Source organism: Psychrobacter piscatorii (assembly GCF_043641605.1).
GTDB classification, from domain to species: domain Bacteria; phylum Pseudomonadota; class Gammaproteobacteria; order Pseudomonadales; family Moraxellaceae; genus Psychrobacter; species Psychrobacter piscatorii_C.
In genome coordinates this window covers 48,471-67,759 of the sequence record NZ_JBHZRK010000007.1, presented here as the reverse complement: position 1 = coordinate 67,759, position 19,289 = coordinate 48,471, and the positions used below count along the sequence as shown (strand labels likewise).

The 19,289-nt window shown below is 45.4% G+C and carries 14 protein-coding genes, 3 tRNA genes and 1 pseudogene; 8 read left to right on the top strand and 10 right to left on the bottom strand.

What is annotated here, in order from left to right; all coding sequences use genetic code 11:
• Positions 1-184 precede the first annotated feature (184 nt).
• Positions 185-275, top strand: a tRNA-Ser gene (locus tag ACHUET_RS08140).
• 251 nt (positions 276-526) lie between these two features.
• On the opposite strand, the gene ACHUET_RS08135 is transcribed toward ACHUET_RS08140, so the two are convergent.
• The gene (locus ACHUET_RS08135; RefSeq protein WP_394212036.1) at positions 527-1,087 is read right to left on the bottom strand and encodes a PepSY domain-containing protein; all 561 of its coding nucleotides are present in this window, start codon (positions 1,085-1,087) and stop codon (positions 527-529) included.
• Between the two features lie 202 nt (positions 1,088-1,289).
• Between ACHUET_RS08135 and ACHUET_RS08130 the strand changes: the two are divergent.
• A pseudogene (locus ACHUET_RS08130) lies at positions 1,290-1,397 on the top strand (ketoglutarate semialdehyde dehydrogenase); the annotation flags it as partial.
• Between the two features lie 115 nt (positions 1,398-1,512).
• Here ACHUET_RS08130 and ACHUET_RS08125 read toward each other — a convergent pair.
• The gene (locus ACHUET_RS08125) at positions 1,513-1,773 is read right to left on the bottom strand and encodes a hypothetical protein (protein WP_394212034.1); all 261 of its coding nucleotides are present in this window, start codon (positions 1,771-1,773) and stop codon (positions 1,513-1,515) included.
• Positions 1,774-2,113: 340 nt separating this feature from the next.
• On the opposite strand from ACHUET_RS08125, the gene ACHUET_RS08120 reads away from it, so the two are divergent.
• On the top strand, positions 2,114-2,896 hold the full coding sequence (locus ACHUET_RS08120) for a YdcF family protein (RefSeq protein ID WP_394212032.1): 783 nt from the start codon (positions 2,114-2,116) through the stop codon (positions 2,894-2,896).
• Between the two features lie 35 nt (positions 2,897-2,931).
• On the opposite strand, the gene ACHUET_RS08115 is transcribed toward ACHUET_RS08120, so the two are convergent.
• The 7 genes from ACHUET_RS08115 to rsmH form a co-directional block, all read right to left on the bottom strand.
• Positions 2,932-3,882 carry a putative RNA methyltransferase gene (locus ACHUET_RS08115; protein ID WP_394212159.1) on the bottom strand — a complete coding sequence of 317 codons (951 nt, stop codon included), beginning with the start codon at positions 3,880-3,882 and terminating at the stop codon, positions 2,932-2,934.
• Positions 3,883-4,010: 128 nt separating this feature from the next.
• Positions 4,011-5,129 (bottom strand): phospho-N-acetylmuramoyl-pentapeptide-transferase, encoded by a 1,119-nt coding sequence (gene mraY, locus ACHUET_RS08110; protein ID WP_075106486.1) that lies wholly within the window; start codon positions 5,127-5,129, stop codon positions 4,011-4,013.
• Positions 5,130-5,132: 3 nt separating this feature from the next.
• The gene (locus ACHUET_RS08105) at positions 5,133-6,581 is read right to left on the bottom strand and encodes a UDP-N-acetylmuramoyl-tripeptide--D-alanyl-D-alanine ligase (protein WP_394212029.1); all 1,449 of its coding nucleotides are present in this window, start codon (positions 6,579-6,581) and stop codon (positions 5,133-5,135) included.
• An 83-nt stretch (positions 6,582-6,664) separates the two neighbouring features.
• The gene (locus ACHUET_RS08100; RefSeq protein ID WP_394212027.1) at positions 6,665-8,407 is read right to left on the bottom strand and encodes a UDP-N-acetylmuramoyl-L-alanyl-D-glutamate--2,6-diaminopimelate ligase; all 1,743 of its coding nucleotides are present in this window, start codon (positions 8,405-8,407) and stop codon (positions 6,665-6,667) included.
• Between the two features lie 67 nt (positions 8,408-8,474).
• Entirely contained in the window at positions 8,475-10,559 is a 2,085-nt protein-coding gene (locus tag ACHUET_RS08095) for a peptidoglycan D,D-transpeptidase FtsI family protein (RefSeq protein ID WP_394212025.1), read from the bottom strand.
• Entirely contained in the window at positions 10,556-11,041 is a 486-nt protein-coding gene (ftsL, locus tag ACHUET_RS08090; RefSeq protein WP_394212157.1) for a cell division protein FtsL, read from the bottom strand. The genes ACHUET_RS08095 and ftsL overlap by 4 nt, the downstream gene beginning before the upstream one ends.
• 415 nt (positions 11,042-11,456) lie before the next feature.
• Positions 11,457-12,491 (bottom strand): 16S rRNA (cytosine(1402)-N(4))-methyltransferase RsmH, encoded by a 1,035-nt coding sequence (gene rsmH, locus ACHUET_RS08085; RefSeq protein ID WP_394212155.1) that lies wholly within the window; start codon positions 12,489-12,491, stop codon positions 11,457-11,459.
• Positions 12,492-12,855: 364 nt separating this feature from the next.
• Between rsmH and gltX the strand changes: the two genes are divergently transcribed.
• The 5 genes from gltX (at position 12,856) to ACHUET_RS08060 (ending at position 16,257) form a co-directional block, all read left to right on the top strand.
• Positions 12,856-14,382 carry a glutamate--tRNA ligase gene (gene gltX, locus ACHUET_RS08080; protein WP_394212153.1) on the top strand — a complete coding sequence of 509 codons (1,527 nt, stop codon included), beginning with the start codon at positions 12,856-12,858 and terminating at the stop codon, positions 14,380-14,382.
• Between the two features lie 159 nt (positions 14,383-14,541).
• A complete protein-coding gene (locus tag ACHUET_RS08075; RefSeq protein ID WP_394212023.1) occupies positions 14,542-14,907 on the top strand; it encodes a hypothetical protein in 366 nt (121 codons plus the stop codon).
• A gap of 122 nt (positions 14,908-15,029) precedes the next feature.
• Positions 15,030-15,105 (top strand) — tRNA-Ala (locus ACHUET_RS08070).
• 148 nt (positions 15,106-15,253) lie between these two features.
• A tRNA-Glu gene (locus tag ACHUET_RS08065) sits at positions 15,254-15,329 on the top strand.
• 274 nt (positions 15,330-15,603) lie between these two features.
• Complete coding sequence (locus ACHUET_RS08060) at positions 15,604-16,257, top strand: LysE family translocator (protein WP_394212021.1); 654 nt, start codon at positions 15,604-15,606, stop codon at positions 16,255-16,257.
• Between the two features lie 98 nt (positions 16,258-16,355).
• Here ACHUET_RS08060 and acnA read toward each other — a convergent pair whose 3' ends face one another.
• Complete coding sequence (acnA, locus tag ACHUET_RS08055; protein ID WP_394212019.1) at positions 16,356-19,196, bottom strand: aconitate hydratase AcnA; 2,841 nt, start codon at positions 19,194-19,196, stop codon at positions 16,356-16,358.
• Between the last annotated feature and the right edge of the window lie 93 nt (positions 19,197-19,289).

Sequence of the window (19,289 nt, the reverse complement as noted above, 5' to 3'; positions counted from 1 at the left end):
CAGTCATTAGCATGCTGTGTTTAAGCCCATATGTGCGCTCACGGAAACTTATCATTCAACTTTCAACCATTTATACTCATCATTGCGTATCTGCTATCCTAGCAGGCAGTTAGCAATAAAGAAAGATAGCGTGCAAGTCGTGACATTTTAAATGGTATCCGCTATACTTAGGCGTTCAAAAAACGGTGAAGTGGGTGAGTGGCTGAAACCGCACGCCTGGAAAGTGTGTATACGTTAATCGCGTATCGAGGGTTCGAATCCCTCCTTCACCGCCAATCTTATTAAATCGTCTCAAATATCAGCTTTCCTAGCTTATCCCCAACACTCCCAAATACCTCTGAAAACCTTTATAAATAACGCGTCTAGCGTCTTTTTTATGCTTGTTATTTACCTATAGTTAATATTCCAATTGTAGATGACTCAGCCGTGTCGATGATATTAGCTCATGATTAGAAATAATTCATAAAAATGCCCCAAACCACTAAAAAGTTGCTTGAGGCAAAAAATCGATATGGGCTATCAATAATTAATCGTCATGATCCACATGACTACTCAAAACCTTACCCGTCAAGCTATCGACCACGACGTAATGAACTTGATTGCCTTTACCAATTTCAATCTTATAAACAGGCTTATTAGCATCCATGTCAAACTCAGCTTCAAGCACTGTACCGTTTAGCATTGTATTGGCATTTTTTATGGCTTGCGATAGGCTAGTTTTTGCTTGTTTCATGGCGTTATATTCGGCCAAGTCATCTCTATCTAAACGCTCCATCTCATCTTTTATCACTTCGCCTGTATTGGTATTTACGATGACTTCTTGCTCATTGTTATTGGCAATAATTTTAATCTCATAATGGTTATTTTCCATACGATCTTCTTGATCAAAGCCTGCACTAATAATATTGCCTGCTACCGCCTTATTGGCGAGAACCATCGCTTGCTCTAGGCTGATTTTACTCTGCGAAGCCGTGACGGTTTCATTCATTGACGTGGCCGCTTGGCTCATTGGAATAGCAGCTGCGCTAAGGGTGGCGACACTCAATGCTACTACTAATGATTTTTTTAATGTTGATATGTTTTTCATAATAAGTCCTTCAGGTTTTCCAAATACGTTATCGAGGTCGTTATTTATTGAATAATGTCGTAAAAAATGGTGACACAGTCCGCCGCGTCCTGTCTAAATGATTTATGCTGATAAAACGTAACTTATGTTGTGTTTACAAGGTAAAATATTTTGTAACTATGTCAAAGCGTGGCCGAATTGTTTACTACTTTTGACATATAGGTGCTATCAAAACTACCCTCAAAGCTTACTGCCAGAAGCATTAAAGGATGGAAATCCATTCAATATCTTGAGATTAGTTAATGGCGAGACGACTCGAAATAAAATTTAATATAAGAGATTAACAAAAAAAAAGAGACCAATTAATGGTCTCTTTTTTTACTGTATATACTATTAAAAAATGACGCCCATTTAAGGCGTCATTTTTGGATTATCGAAGGTTAGTCTTAAGAACGATGTTCGTGAGTATTTTTACCTTGATATTTACCTTTCACCTTATATTTAGTAGCTGCCGCCTTTGATCTATAGTGAGAATCCTTCGCCTTATTTTTGACAACTTTATGCTTACTATCTGCCTTGTTACCATGTTTTTGGTGTTGTACTTGAGACGCATGATGTTGTGAATAATTTGGTGCAGCATTGGCTTGGCTAACCATCGACAAACAAGCAGTAGCGGCTAGAATCGAACTTACTATTATCTTTTTCATTGTTTTTCCTAATTTAATTCATATTAATAAATTATGATTAAAGATACCTTATGAAGTATCACGATAAAGCATCGCTCTATCGACAAAGAAAATGATAACTGGTTCTCGTATTAAGTAGCTTTATGAAACTTGAAGAAAGGTTGCGATTGTTACCACTGCTAAGCGCATTCATACACTAAACGGTAAAAAACTACAGAGTTGCACTATTGGCTGGTATCGACTGAACCGATCAGCCTATGTATGATGCTTTTGGCAGGCGTACAAAGAATTTATAGCGCTTAGCATCTGACAACTATATACAGTGCGACTCTTCTGTCAGCGCTGATTGGATAACAAATTTATGTGTGGGTTATTACGTGTTTTATTAACCGTACTTGGGGCGATACTGATTATCGACTGCGTTGCTTTGATGGCTGTTGATAAGATTAATTTTGGTACAGTGCTGCCTTTTCTGATAGGCGTGGTTTTTGTAGGCCATGGACTGTTTGCGCCCTTAATTACGAAAATACTTTCCAACAATCCTTTATTGCGGCGTATTTGGTACGGATTGTGGCTAATGTTTGGATTATGGCTCGTTAGCTTTTTAGTCTTTTTTTATTCATTGCAGCAGCAGATTGCACAGGGCAGACAAGATTTGCCACCTGTAGCGGCTATTATTGTACTAGGTTCTGGGACGGTCGATGGTAAGCCTACACCTACCTTAGCTAGTCGCTTAGATACGGCCGCACGACTGATCGAGCAGCAGCCACAGGCGCTCATTATTACGAGTGGCGGTGTGGGGTATGAGCGCACGCGCAGTGAGGCGGACATCATGGCGACTTACTTGCAGCAAGCACATGACATTCCACTAGATCGTATTTATCAAGAAGGTAAAAGCACCAGTACTGAAGAAAATCTGGCCTACAGTCAAGTCATACTTGAACAGCATGGTATTGACAAAGAGGCACCCGTCGCGATTGTCACTAGCGATTTTCATACTATCCGCGCGGCTGCTATAGCTCGCCATCAAGGTTACGCGCAACCAATCACGCTTGCCAGTTCAACACCGCTGTCTATTCGCTACAATGCATGGTTTCGTGAGTATTTTGCCTTTGGTAGCGGTTGGCTACTACAAGAATACTGATCAATGGATGGCGTAACAAAAATATTAAAAGGCGCTCAACTGGACGCCTTTTTTTGCAAAATATAAACCACGAATTTTGCCTCTGTTTTAAATGATGCTTTCTCTACTGCTGTCAGCAACGCTTGTCTTTTTTCACTACGTGCGCGGTAGGCATATGGGGTCATGGTCATTAAATCAGCCAAATCATCCGCTGATAATGCCATCTCTGTACTAACATGGTCAGTCCCAATCAACGTAAAGTATGGTGCCAACTCGTGCAAAAACTTATCAGAATCATGCTCACGCACATCATCAAACAAAGCCTCTCGCATCGTCGCTAAATGTCCGGCATCTGGTTTGGCAATGATTAAATAGCCATCATCAGTCAATACCTCAGCGAACGCTTCAGGCAAAATAGGACTAAAAATACTGCTAATACCTGTCACACTATGAGAGCGTAACGGTAGATGCGCGGCGCTGGTCACTAATGGATAAATCACCGTCGTCTTGGCAGCGTTAGTATTCTTGCACTGATACCAAAGACGACCTGCCGCTTTACTCACTTTAGCCAATTCCACCAATGCAGGTTTACTGATATCCGCCGCTATGAGCGTGTCTATGGCATTCGTGCCTATTTGCGCCATTGCTTGCGTGTAGTAGCCTTCGCCGCAACCAATATCAAGCCAATTCACAGACTTGGTATCTTTCACCTCTGTGGCCTCACTTTTTGACAGTAACGCTGCCATCTTTTGGAAAATCAGATTCTGTAACGGCGCATAGTGACCATGGTTCAAAAATCGCTTGCGGGCATTGATAGATTCTTGACTGTCGCCAGGTGCTTTTGATTTCTTCTGCTGTACAGGCAACAGGTTGACGTAACCTTGGCGAGCCACATCAAACGGGTGCGAGGTTTGCTTGGGGTGCAAACTACCATCACAGCGCCAAGTATCTGCAGTAGGCTGTAGTGGCGACTGACAAAGTGGACAAATAAATAAGGACACAGGTATCTCAAAGTCATAGCAATATGACCCGCATTTTAACAAATTTCGTGTGCCTTAAACGATAAAAAGCCACCTCAATACTCATTGAGATGGCTTCTAAGCAGGAAAGTTAGGTATATTTGAGGCTTGTTTTTCTAACGCAGCTTCAAGGTCATTAGCCCAAGGATGACGAGAATGATGGCGATAATCCAAAACCGCGTCACCACTTGCGTTTCTTTCCAGCCAATTTCTTCAAAATGATGATGCAATGGTGCCATACGGAAGACGCGTTTTTTGCGCAATTTATAAGAACCTACTTGCAACATCACTGATAGCGCTTCGGCAACAAATAGACCGCCCATAATGGCAAAGGCAATCTCTTGTCGTGTCATCACGGCAATCGTACCGAGCATCGCACCCAGCGCCAGCGCGCCCACGTCGCCCATAAATACTTGTGCAGGATGCGCATTGAACCACAAAAACCCAAGACCTGCCCCGACCATGGCACCACAAACGATAATGACTTCAGAGTTATAGGGAATATACGGAACGTGCAAATAATCCGCAAAGCGCACATCGCCCGATACATAAGCCATCGCGCCCAAGCCTGCTGCGACAAGCACTACTGGTAGGATTGCCAAACCATCCAAGCCGTCGGTTAAGTTAACCGCATTTGACGCACCATTGATCACAAAGTAGGTAAAGATAATAAAACCAATACCAAAAGGTACTGCCGAAAATGGAATCATCCAATCTTTAAAGATCGGTATCAACAAGTCCTGCATCTCGCGAGTGGTGTTGATATCCGGCTGTAGTGTGGCGATGTAGTATAAAGAGACGCCGACGAATAATGCGCCCATCGATAACCAAAAATATTTCTTTCGCGCAATCAGACCTTTGGGGTCTTTGTACTTGATTTTGAGCCAATCATCCGCCCAACCTACAGCACCAAAGATCACCATAACAACGAGCAAAATCCACACATAAGGATTGTTCAAACGTGCCCATAGCAAAGTCGACACCCCAATAGCACTGAGAATCAATACCCCGCCCATGGTTGGTGTACCGGTCTTGACCAAATGCGATTGAGGCCCATCATTGCGAATGGCCTGACCGTATTTGAGTGAACGCAGGTGTTGAATGACACGTCCGCCAAAAAACATACTAAATGCGAGGGCAGTGACCACCGCAAGCAGCGCTCGCAACGTCAACGAAGAAACCGCAGAAAACGGCGTATAATACTGGCCAAGCCAGCCAAACAACCAAACTAACACCGCCTACTCCTCTACTAGCGCATGAATAAGTGTTTCCATTGTCATGGAACGCGAGCCTTTGAATAACACAGTACAAGGCTTAGCTTGTTGCGCTTGCAAATACGGCTGTAAATACTGTAATAAACTGTCTTTGTCTACGAATGCCTGAGCATTGATATCAGCAATCTCTTTCGCACCAGCAACGGTAGCATTGGCGTATTCGCCAACGCAGAGCAGCACATCGATACCTGTGGTCGCGATAGTACGGCCGAGGCTTTGATGCTCACTAACTGCCGCCTCTCCGAGCTCACCGATATCACCCAACACCATCACTTGCGTACCCGTTTGTGCAGCCAATACTTTGGCAGCGGCACGTACCGAGTGTGGGTTGGCATTATACGTATCATCAATTAGGCGGTGCTTACCCAGTATTTGACTGTTCAGACGACCTTTGGCTGGACGCGCATTTTCAAGGCCGATCACAATGTCACTGACGTCGATATTTAACGCATGCGCACAGGCTGCAGCAGCCAAAGCATTATTGACATTGTGTTCGCCTGCTAATGGCAAGTTGATATCATGAATCTGATTACCGATATGTAGCTTAAACTCACTACGCTCTGGCTCTACATCTAAATGGCTCGCGCTGACATCGGTATTACCAAAGCCAATCACATGTGACGTGTGGTTTTCAGCAATGCGGCGCAATTGGTTGGTAAAATCGTCTTTATCAGGAACAATCGCAAACTGCGCATCCGTCAAGGTGTGATAAATCTCCGCCTTGGTTTGGCAAATACCTTCACGACTACCGAACTCACCCAAATGAGCCGTACCAATATTTAGGATACAGGCCACATCAGGGCGCACAATCTCAGTGGTATAGGCGATCTCACCAATGTGGTTGGCACCTAACTCTAAAATGGCATAGCGATGATGATCTGATAACTCAAGCAGCATCATTGGCACACCCAAATCATTATTGAGGTTACCACGGGTAATCAATGTCGGTGCCAGTCGACCAAAAATGCTACCTAGCATTTCTTTACAGGTAGTTTTACCGCTAGAACCAGTAATCGCGATCACGGTCAGATCTTCATGCTGCTGACGACGATAGCTTGCCAACTGCCCTAACGCCAAACGTGTATCACTGACAACCAGCTGCGGAATCGCATTTGATTCAGATAAGATAGGACGAGACACGATGGCTGCAATGGCACCTTTTGATGCTGCCATATCGATATAGTCATGACCATCGAAGTTCTCACCACTTAACGCCAAAAAGATATCACCGGGTTTTATAGTACGGGTGTCGGTCGCAATACGCTTACTGGCTAATGATGCCTGTCCTGCATCTGCATAGTCTTGTGGCAACTGCCAATGACTATCGAGCGATGCTGTCGCTGCGAGCATATTATCCATTTGCCAGACATAAAGCCCTTGCGACTGGATGGTGTTATCGTGGTCGGCTGTCATAATGGTTACCTTATATAATGACTACTTCATTTTTATATTTAATAATTAATTTTTTGATAATAAGCGTATCGATAGTCAATCGACTATATGCGGCCGGCTTTATCTAACGCTTGCTGCAAAATAACACTGTCATCAAAATCATAACGGACGTTATTAATCTCTTGATAGGTCTCGTGGCCTTTACCAGCGATGACGACAATATCGTCTACACCTGCCTGACTCACGACATACTTAATGGCCTTTTGGCGAGCAGGTTCTATATGCGTACGCTGATATTGCTCAGCACTCATCCCAGCCTGCATATCCTGCAAGATTGCATTAGGGTCTTCGGTACGTGGATTATCAGCGGTCAAGACAACTTGATCAGCACCTGTGAGGCCAGCCTGCGCCATCAATGGACGCTTACCTGCATCACGATCGCCGCCACAACCAAACACTGCCCATAGCTGGCCTTTACAGTGAGTTTTCAGGCTCGCCAGCACTTGACTTAAGGCATCTGGCGTATGCGCATAATCAACGATAAAACAGCCGTCATTGGATGGCACACGTTGCATACGCCCAACCGCACCTTGTAGCTGCGTGACCGCAGTCGCAATGCGCCCAATATCCACATTTGACTCAGTAGCAGACTCAGTACTAGTAACAATACCAGTCGCTACTGCTGCTGCGATAGCGGCAAGCAAATTAGCAACATTAAAGCGGCCGAGTAATGGACTGATAATCTCGATAATATCCGTTTTCTCATCACCAACTGTTTTATCATTAAAGTCAGTACGCAGACTTATCTTGACACCCTGTAGACTTGGCTCGATATCAGCAGCGACAAAAGTAGCAGATGTTGCAGGCTCTAGACTATATGTCCATACCGTCAAGTCACTAGCAGTGGCTGTATCAAGCATAATCTGAGCATGCTCATCATCGACGTTGATGATGGCATGGGTCAAATCTGGGAAGTGAGCTTTATCAAACAGCTTGGCTTTGGCAGACGCGTATTCTTCCATATCAGCATGATAGTCTAAGTGGTCACGACTCAGATTGGTATAAATCGCAATGCTAACTGGCACGCCTTGTAAACGCTGCTGATCCAAACCATGAGAGCTGGCCTCTAACGCCAATATTTCAGCATTTTCGGTGCCCATTTGATACAAGAACTGCTGTACAGCCAAGGCGTCTCCAGTGGTATGGCTGGCTTGCACCAAAGCGCCAAGGCGACCATTACCTGCCGTACCCATCACTGCACTGCTCATGCCTGTTAATTGGGTCAGCTGCGCCACCAATTGACTGATGGTGGTTTTACCATTGGTGCCCGTGACAGCGACCACCTTTGGCAGGGTCACTGGCTGCTGATATTGCAGATATGCTTGGATTAAGCTACCTAAGAAATCACGAATATTAGGGACGTATAAGATTGGGCACGGCAGCGCTGCTAATTGCTGCTGTGCGTTAGACTCACCATTCATATTCAGCGGAGTATTTGCTTCGCTAATCAAGGCAACAGGATCCATTTCTGAGAGGACAAAAGCGGCCTTCTCAGCGGCTTGTAGCAGATAATGTCGGCTCTTTTGGTAGTTTGGATTGTGGCTTTTTAAAAGGATAAATACGTCATTATTGGATAGTTGACGGCTGTCTAGTTGGAACTGCTGAAAAGGAATATGAGCAACAGATTGAATCTGATCCGCCCCTGACTGACTCGATGCCTGTTGAACCGATGTTGCGATCATCGCGGTTAGCTGTTGCGCCAGCCTATTATCGCTCGTATCGATAAGCTGCTGTAGAGTGGCCGTCGTAACAGTGGCGCTATTTGGCGATAAGGTAGGCATAGTCATGGGCAAATCCTAAACAGTTAATACAAATCAGCCCCTAAAGAGCTGACTACTTAAAATCATTAAACGCCTACTGTGGTTCTGTTTTAAGCGGCTTATCCAAAGGCACATTGTATAATCGTAACGCTTCTTTCATCACGTTGTGGAATACAGGTGCGACCGTTAGACCCGCATAAATCTGACCGCGCGGATCTTCAATAAGCATGACGCCCACAAGCTTTGGATTAGACGCTGGTGCCATACCAGCAAAGACGTTACGATACTGATCAGTATAATACCCGCCTTCTGGATTGATACGGCGCGAGGTACCAGTCTTGCCTGCCACACGGTATCCATCAATGGCGGCGGCTTTAGCTGTACCACCTGCCTCGGTCACACTCTCAAGCATCTGTACAATAGACATCGCCTGCTCGCGCGCCATAATGCGTTTGCTTGGTTGCGGTTTGTCGTTCTTAATCAAAGTCAACGGGTGCATCACTCCGCCTGCTGCGAGGGCTGAATAAGCCTGCGCTACCTGCGCTAGTGTCACTTGTAAACCATAACCATAACTGACTGTCGCACGGCGTGAGGTTTCTTTCTCTTTTGGTGTCACAATGAGACCACTGCCTTCACCTGGGAACTGTAAAGGTGTTTTTGAACCAAAGCCAAACTGTCTTTGCATATTAGTGATGGCATCAGGCGGTAGCGACAACGCAATCTTAGTCGAAGCCACGTTACTAGACTTCTGTAGTAGCGTTGCCATATTGATCATGCCCAAGTTATTATGATCGCGGATGGTATAGCCACGCACGCGAATTGAACCTGGGTTGGTATCAATCAAAGTAGTCGGCGTATATTTGCCTGAGTCTAGGGCGGCGGCAACGGTAAAGGGCTTCATCACCGAACCTGGTTCAAACACATCCAACAGCGCACGGTTACGCTGGTTTTCACCAGTCATCTCATTGAGGTTGTTTGAGTTGAATGATGGCCATGTGGATAGCGCCAGCACTTCACCAGTCTGTACATCGACGATCATACCCGTCGACCAGCGCGCTTTTTGCAGACGCCCTGCTTTTTCTAGCTCTTTATAGAGCAAATACTGCAACCGCGAATCAATCGTCAGCGCCACATCTTTGCCTGGTATCTCAGGCTCAAGTTGCTTGATCTCTTTTAAGCTGTTTTGTTTGGCATCTTTTAAAACAAGCACCTTGCCATCATCACCTGCTAAATCTTTTTCATACTGGCGCTCAATACCAGCACGTCCTTCATAACCACCCTCAGGGTCGTTGGCGTTTTGCCCCATAAATCCTAACAGCTGCGCGTTAGATTGCGGCTGCGGATAATAACGCTGAAAGAAGTTTTTCTCATGGACACCAGGAAAATCAAGCGAGCTAACACTTTGCGCAATCTCAGGTGTGACTTTGTTGAGAAGGGGTAAATAATGCGAGCCTGCACCAGACGGCAGCGCCGCTTTGACTGCTGCTTCATCGGTCACATCAATACTATCATCGATTGCTGTGGCTTTTTTTAGCTCATCGACAGAGATATTGGCAGCCGCAGCCAGTGTGGTCAGATCCATATTGTCCAGACGCTTTTGCATACGCGCCTGCAATTGTGGACTGCTAGGATTGGTCAAGATAATACGTTTAAGCTCGTAGTATTCACTCGCATAATCATGCGGGCTAAACGACACGGTCGCCAGCGGTGCGCTCACCGCAAGCGGTAAATCATTACGGTCGGTAATCATACCTCGATAGGATTTTTGCGTGCGCTCACTGGTAATGAGCTCATTGCCTTTGTCTTGATAGAACTGCGCGTTGGCTACCTGAATATAGTAGGCACGGCCAATCAATAGCACCAATATAACCAGCGCCAAACCCCAAACGGTACGGAAACGGTTTTTATCCTGCTCAAAGCCGCCACGAGAGGACGCGCCAGAGGCTTTACCTAAAAACCCTCTTTTACTCTTTGGGTTTCTGGCACTAGCATGCGTCCCTTTCGTGTCACTCTTTTTGATACGATCAAATAATTTGGCTTTACGACTGCCTGCCGCTTTATCACTCGTTTGTCCAGATTTGGCAGCACTCGCACGGCGTAATGGTTTGGTCACCTTGCCACTGGATGGTTTTTTGCTGGTGTTTTTTGCTGGTGTGGATTTAGGTTTTTTGTCACTCATTGTCCTGCCTCCGCTACCGGTTCTTCAGGGGAGATATCGGTAGAGGCTCGTGGTCCGACCACATCCAAATCTAACTCATCTTCGTCATCATCAGAGACTACTGGTGCCAAGGCGGTGGCGACACCCGGTTGAATAATCAGTTTATCCTTCAATGTCGGTGAGTACATACCCAATTCCGCCACTGCACGACTGGCGATTTGCGGTGTCGCGCTAAAAGTTTGCTGCTCAATCAATAGACGCTGATGTTCTATTTGTAGCTTACGCTCTTGTTTTTTCATGTCTTGCAAGGTTTTATAATCCTGATGATATTGCTGAACGGCTTCGGCAGTCTTGATGCCGCTCCATACGATTGCGGCTGCCAAGAGCAGTAATACGACCACATAAATGCTCACCACATTGAACCGACGCACGAATAGCTCGCCGATATCGGTGTTATAGGGCGCGGCGGCGCGGCGGTTTGCAGGTTTGTCAGATATTGCCATGACGATCTCAAAAAGTGAACGTAAACGATAAAGTAGATAATGGTCTGCAAACAATGAACGCATCATTGCTCAGCCATACCATTGATAAAAATAAAACCAAAGATAACCGCCTTATAACGGCAACAGCCTACCGCTATAGCGATATGTCATATCAAAACCTGCTGTCTTACCAAACCTGCTGTCTTGCAAAGTCGAATAGGTCGAATAAATAACCATGTGATTTTAGAGTAAAGAATGACTGAGTTACTTGATCTCTCAGCCACTCTCAACTAATAAATGACAGAAAATTATTTGCTGAGCCTAACAGACAATATTTACAGCTTTTTAACAGTGGCGTAGCGATTAAGACATTTATGCATCATTCAGACAAACAATAGCAATCATATGCGATTTGCTCAGTGTTTTCACCCATGATTTATGGCGCGGCCATCTGCTGATGCTCTGTGTCAGTGCGAGTTGCCATACGTAACCATGCACTGCGCGCGCGCGGGTTTTGACTCGTTTCAGCTTTGCTTGGGCCAACGCGTTTAGGTTTGCTAAAGTAACGTGGACGATTGGGCGGCATCGGCAGGTTTTCGTCTTCTGGATATTGCCCTTTGCTATGTCGCTGCAAAAACTGCTTGATACGGCGATCTTCTAATGAATGAAAGCTAATCACGGCAAGCTGTCCGCCTGACTTTAAGATGGGAATACTTTGCGCTAAAAAGTCGTCGACATCGCCCAGCTCATTGTTAATAAAAATACGCATGGCCTGAAAGCTTTGTGTGGCTGGGTGTTTGCCACGCTGCCAATTGGGATGCGCCACTTTGATCACCTCTGCCAGCTCAAGCGTAGACTCATAGCTGTCCATCTGTTTGATAGCGCGAGCAATACGGCGACTGTGACGCTCTTCACCAAACTCATAGAGCACATTGGCCAATGTCTCATCGTCAACCTGCTCAAGCCACTCGGCAACTGACTGGCCTCGACTGGTGTCCATACGCATGTCTACTGCCCCGTCACGCATAAAGCTAAAGCCGCGACTACCATCATCAATCTGCGGTGATGAAATGCCCAAATCTGCCATCAATCCATCAACTTCAGTGATGCCCATAGCAGCCAGACTATCGGTCAACGTCGCAAAACTATCATGAACCACACGCACACGGCTGTCTTTGCTTGCCAGCTCTTGCGCCACACTAATGGCGGTCGGATCTTTGTCAAAGACAATCAGTGTTGCATCATCGGCAAGTTGACTTAATAGTAGCCTGCTATGGCCGCCACGGCCAAAAGTTGCATCAACATAGATACCACTTATATTTAAGCTATGTTGGTCGCCTTCTTTTTGCTTGGGCAAGGATTTTACGCCGAGTACTGCAGCGACAGTCTCTTGCAACAGTACCGCATCATGGATAAAACTTAATACATCAGACGTGATATCGCCCTCATGACGGGCGTGAGTAACATCCAGATCGACATCTTGCGTAGACGCATCCTTTACAGCAGAAGGATTAGGCACTGACTCAGAGAGATCAGCGGCGGCAGAAGGACTGGCTTTCGATTTTGGCTTAGACTTTGATAGGGACACAAACAACTCAATAGATGACGACCATACTGGCCAGTAATTAGATGAAAATAAACAAGTTATGACTTGCTTAGCATTATTATCGCAAGGATACACCTGTAGTCAAGCTCTAGAAGGGCTTTTCATTAAAAATATCACATGTCTCTGTTATACTAGCGCTATATTTTACGCTATTTCTTAACATCGACTTCATATCTTTCATCGCTATTTATACTGATAGCTTATATCGATAGCAAACTTTGAGACTTTTATCATGCAAACCTCTACTGACAGCACGCGCCCTGTGCGCACGCGTATCGCCCCATCACCAACTGGCTTCCCGCACGTAGGTACTGCCTATATTGCCCTGTTTAACTTGGCTTTTGCCAAAGCTCACGGCGGCGAATTCATCTTACGTATCGAAGACACCGACCAGACTCGCTCGACTGAGCAATCAGAACAAATGATTTTGGATGCTCTACGCTGGGTTGGTCTAGATTGGAGCGAGGGCCCAGATATTGGCGGCCCACACGCCCCTTATCGTCAGAGCGAGCGTAGCGATATCTATAAAAAGCACGCTGAAATACTTATAGAAAAAGACCATGCGTTCCGCTGTTTTTGTACCAGTGAAGAGTTAGATGCTATGCGCGCTGAACAAATGGCCAATGGCGAGACCCCTCGTTATGATGGTCGCTGTGCCCATCTTGCACCAGAAAAAACCGAGCAATTGGTAAGCGAGGGCAAACCGCACGTGATTCGTATGCGTGTACCGACCGAAGGCACTTGTCAGGTACAAGACATGCTACGTGGCACCGTTGAGTTCCCTTGGACTCAAGTCGATATGCAAGTACTGCTAAAAACAGACGGCATGCCAACCTATCATTTAGCCAACGTCGTTGATGATCACTTGATGGAAATCACTCATGTGATGCGCGGTGAAGAGTGGCTGAACTCTGCGCCTAAGCATCAACTGCTATATGATTATTTTGGTTGGGAAATGCCGACCCTTTGCCACATGCCGCTACTGCGTAACCCTGATAAGTCAAAACTGTCTAAGCGTAAAAACCCAACCTCTATCACCTACTATCGTGATGCAGGCGTGCTACCTGAAGCATTGCTAAACTATCTCGGTCGTATGGGCTACTCAATGCCTAATGATGCTGAGCAGTTTACGCTAGAAGAGATGATTGCCAGCTTTGATATTCAGCGTGTGTCGCTTGGCGGCCCTATCTTCGATATCGAAAAGCTAAACTGGCTTAATGCAGAATGGCTACGTGCGCTTACTCCTGAAGAATTGAAGAACAAAATCCTTGAATGGGCCAGCAACAGTGACAAGCTAACTGCTATTGCAGCGGCGATTCAGCCACGTATCGAGCTATTGACTGATGCGGTGAATTGGGGTGGTTTCTACTTCCAAAACCTACCTGATATCAATGCTGAGAGTTTCACTCATAAATCACTCACGCCTGAGCAAATTATCGAGATGCTGCAATTAGCGCTTTGGCAATTAGAAGTCTTGCCAACTTGGTCAGAAGAAAACATTTATGCCACGCTAAAAGGCCTTGCTGCTCATCTGGATATCAAGATGCGCGACTTTATGGCGCCGTTCTTTATCGCGATTGCTGGTAGCACTTCATCGACGCCAGTCATGAACTCTATGGCGATTATCGGCGCTGACATGACCCTGACTCGCTTGCGTCATGCAGTTGATGTACTGGGTGGTCTCGGTAAAAAGAAATTGAAAAAACTTGAGAAACAAGCGGCAGAATTGCCAGATTTCTTAGCTGCTGCTGAATAGTTCAGAAGCTGAACAACTTATCTACTAAACAGTTAACTAGCTAAACTTGTCGAATGTAAAAGGGTCAGGCCATCTCTGGCCCTTTTTTCGTTGTTAATCAGTACAACTATCTTCGTACTATTAAACGTCTTTTATTAAATATTTCAATTGGAAATAAACATGGCCGCTAAAACCGTCACGATAGAAAGCAAAGATTATGTCTTTAATACCCTAAAAGAAGCACAGAAATATTATGATGCCATCGTAAAGGAGCTGTTTGATGCAACCTTGACCCTGACCAAGGGCCAAGACTTCGAAGATTTAAAATGGATATACAGCACTTACTGTGGTTATACCAAACATAATCTAGATAAATTGGGCAAATATGACATCATTGGCGTCAAAGGTATCAGAACGATCAGAGAGAAAGGCGGTCAATATATGCCAACAGAATGCTGTGCGATCATTTTTTCTGATGGTAGCGAAGAAGAGTTTTATACCGATAAAGCCATTAAAGAGATCGCGCTTAAGCAAAATCCACGCTAATTTGGGCTTATTAAGCCTTTAAAATAGGTTAAATCACTTTTTTTTGCATATTTATGAATTATTTTTAAAATAGTTGTTGACAAGACTGCCGCTCTTACATAAAATACGCACACTCTTAGCGAGGGGCTATAGCTCAGTTGGTAGAGCACTTGCATGGCATGCAAGGGGTCAACGGTTCGACTCCGTTTAGCTCCACCATACTTATTTATAGCAACGCTCAGTATTACTGAAACGTAATCATAAATACTCGCTAGTAGGACGATATCAGCACCTAGGCAACGCTTATTTACTAAGCTATCTGATATTGTGAAGTACCGTTGTAACCACTGGTTATAACACTCTATGCGTCCCCATCGTCTAGAGGCCTAGGACACCGCCCTTTCACGGCGGTAACGGGGGTTCGAATCCCCCTGGGGACGCCACTATTCGGCGTCACTTATTAGCACTTTTGCTTAGCATCAGATCAGACTAATAAGCGAACAATAAAAAAAGCCCAGTCATCATACGGTGACTGGGCTTTTTTACGTCTGTCATTTCTCCAATATGTCTTAACGCTGCTCTCACTGCCTTATGGCTATCTGCGCTATTGCCAACCTATTCAATGCTCGCTACTATCTATCCCATCAGCATTTTATACAATATAAAAATGCCCTACGACGTATGGATTTTTGGTGCTATTAAAGGAAGGGATTAGCTATGTTTGGTATTGAGAATTACCTAGGGTTTGTCCTAGCCGCTATTTTATTAAACCTAACGCCCGGCACCGATAGCATGTATATCATCACCCGCAGTGTCTCGCAAGGACAAGCGGCAGGGGTTTATTCTGTGTTAGGCATCACCACAGGTGCTCTGGTGCATACATTATTCGCAGCTCTAGGACTGTCAGTACTGCTCGCCAACTCCCCTACGGCATTTATGCTCGTGAAATATATTGGTGCGTCTTACTTGTGTTATTTAGGCTTTAAAATGCTAACGAGCAAAAACTCGAACTCAATAGCGAACCATTTGTCTAAAGCTCAGAATGTGACTAACCAAAAGGCCGTAGACGGCTGGAAAATCTATCAGCAAGGCGTGTTGACCAATGTATTTAATCCAAAGGTAGCCTTGTTCTTCTTGGCATTCTTTCCGCAGTTTATCGACGCTAGTTATGCTTATGGCATGCTGTCATTTCTGATATTGGGACTGACTTTTGCCACCACTGGCTTTATATGGTGTACCTGTTTGGCGCTATTGGCGGCGCGATTTAGTACTCGCTTGCGGGAAAACCCCTCTATTGAAACGATGTTAAATAGAATCAGTGGTATGGTATTTATTGGCTTGGGAATTAAGTTATTGACTGAAAAGGCTTAAAGAGTAAAGCAACAAGAAAAAAAGTCTTCCATAAAAAAACCCAATCCCCCTACTTTGAAGGAGGTTGGGCTTTTTATCATACAAAGCTTAACTAATTACTAGCCTGCTTCTTTGCTCTCGCTTGCCAACTGACGTAGTACATAGTGCAACACACCGCCATGACGTACGTATTCGCGCTCTTTTGGTGTTTGTAGACCGACATTTACTTCAAAGGTTTCTGCCGAACCATCAGCACGCGTAGCAGTGACTTTGGCAGTTTTGCTCTCACCATTATCCAGACCTGTGATGCTCAGAACTTCAGAACCATCTAGTTTGTAAGTCTCTGCATTTTGACCATCTTTAAACGTCAATGGTAACACGCCCATACCCACGAGGTTTGAGCGGTGAATACGCTCAAACGAGCTGGTCAATACCGCTTTTACGCCGAGCAAGATCGTACCTTTGGCTGCCCAGTCACGACTAGAGCCTGAACCATACTCTGACCCACCAAGTACGACGAGCGGACGCTGATCTTCTTTATACTTCATCGCTGCGTTATAGATAGGCATTTCTTCACCATCTTGTAGCGTAGCGCTATCATCTTTGAAGTAATAGGTATAGCCGCCCTCTTTGCCACCCATCATGGTATTTTTGATACGGATATTGGCAAAAGTACCACGAGTCATGACTGCATCATTACCACGGCGTGAACCATAGCTGTTGAAGTCTGCTTCCATCACACCGCGCTCTTGCAAGTACTTACCTGCTGGTGAGTCTGGATCGATATTACCTGCTGGTGAGATATGATCGGTGGTGATTGAATCACCAAATAAACCTAAGATACGTGCGCCTTCGATATCAGGGATGCCTTCTGGCTCCATGGTCATGCCATCAAAGAACGGCGGGTTTTTGATATAGGTCGATCCTTCATCCCACGGATACAGTTGACTATCCGCTGAGCTAATGGCGTTCCATGCGGCACTACCGTCGAACACTTCGCCGTAGTTTTTGCGGAACATATCAGCATCGATGTTATTGGCAATCAACTCGTTAATTTCTTCTGAAGTTGGCCAGATGTCTTTTAAGAATACATCATTACCGTCTTGGTCTTGGCCTAGCGGATGGGTCGTCATATCGATATCGACTGTACCTGCCAATGCGTAGGCGACCACTAGCGGTGGTGATGCCAAGTAACTGGCCTTCACGTGAGAATGAATACGACCTTCAAAGTTACGGTTACCAGACAGTACTGCCGCCGCTACCAAATCATTCTCTTCAATGCCTTTTTCAATCTCTTCTGACAATGGGCCTGAGTTACCAATACAAGTGGTACAACCATAACCGACGAGGTAAAAGCCTGTTTTTTCTAGCTCATCCATCAGATGGGTTTTTTCTAAATAATCAGTAACGACTTTAGAACCCGGTGCCAGTGAGGTTTTGACCCATGGCTTAGCTTTTAGGCCTTTAGCAGCGGCTTTTTTGGCAACTAGACCGGCACCAATCATAACGGCTGGGTTTGAGGTATTGGTACAAGAAGTAATGGCAGCAATCACGACTGAACCGTCACGCAGTTTGTGCTCTTTGTCGTCAATATTAACGCTTGAGAACACATTATTAGCTGGCTGGTAGCCTTTACTATCGTCAGTTTCGGTATCAACGTCGATGTTTGGTTCGGCTGCCAAGTGTTCCGCTTGCTCTTGCTCGCCGCCTTCTTGATCAAAGCGTACTTTACCTTCGACTTCTGACTTGCGATCTTTGGTCATTTTTTCTAACGTTTCGCCAAACTTCTCATGCATATCAGACAGGTTGATACGCTGCTGTGGCAAGTTTGGCCCTGCTAATGCGGGCTGTACTGACGACAGATCTAACTCTAGCTTGCTCGAATAAGTCGCCGCTGGCGTATCGGCATCGTGCCATAGACCTTGCGCTTTGGCATATTTTTCGACCAGTTCAATCTGCGCTTCTTCGCGACCTGATAGACGCAGATAATCAATCGCCATTTGGTCAATCGGGAAAATACCACAAGTTGCGCCATACTCTGGTGACATATTAGCAATCGTGGCACGATCAGCTAGCGGCATACTGTGTAAGCCTTCGCCATAAAACTCGACGAACTTACCAACTACACCATGTGCACGCAGCATCTCAACGACACGTAATACCAAATCGGTTGCAGTAACACCCTCGGTTAGCTTGCCTTTTAGCTCAAAACCGACTACTTGCGGAATCAGCATAGAAGACGGTTGGCCTAGCATCGCGGCTTCCGCTTCGATACCGCCCACACCCCAACCAAGTACACCGATACCATTAATCATGGTGGTATGACTGTCGGTACCAAACACCGTATCTGGATAAGCCATGAGTTCGCCATCAACATCAGCTGCCATCACGACACGGGCTAGATACTCAAGGTTGACCTGATGCACAATACCCGTCGCTGGTGGCACGACAACGAAGTTTTCAAAGGCTTGCTTGCCCCAATGCAAAAACTCATAACGCTCGTTGTTGCGTTTAAATTCAATCTTTTCGTTCAAATCGAGCGCGTCTTCTCGGCCATAAGCATCGACCTGTACAGAGTGATCGACGACCAGCTCACTAGGGATAAATGGGTTAATCTGTTCCGCTTTGCCGCCAAGCTCGACCACTGCATCACGCATCGCAGCCAAATCAACGACTGAGGGCACACCAGTGAAATCCTGCAACACCACTCGCGCTGGCATAAAGGCGATTTCTTTTGACGCCTCAGCGCCCGCATCCCAGTTAGCAACCGCTTCGATATGGTTTTTGCCGACTGACTGACCACCGTCTTCGTTACGCAATAGATTCTCTAACACCACCTTCATACAAAAGGGTAGCGTTTTGATATGCTCGTAAGTTTCGGTAAGTTTGGGCAGGCTGTAGTAGGCATGTTCCTTGCCCGCAACTGAAAGGGTGTCTTTTACATTAAAAATATCACTCATGATAGCTTCCTTATCGTTGTTATAGATCCTAGACATAAATTATTATAAGTTTATGTATAACTGGTGGCTCAATAGATGATCGATATATCTTTA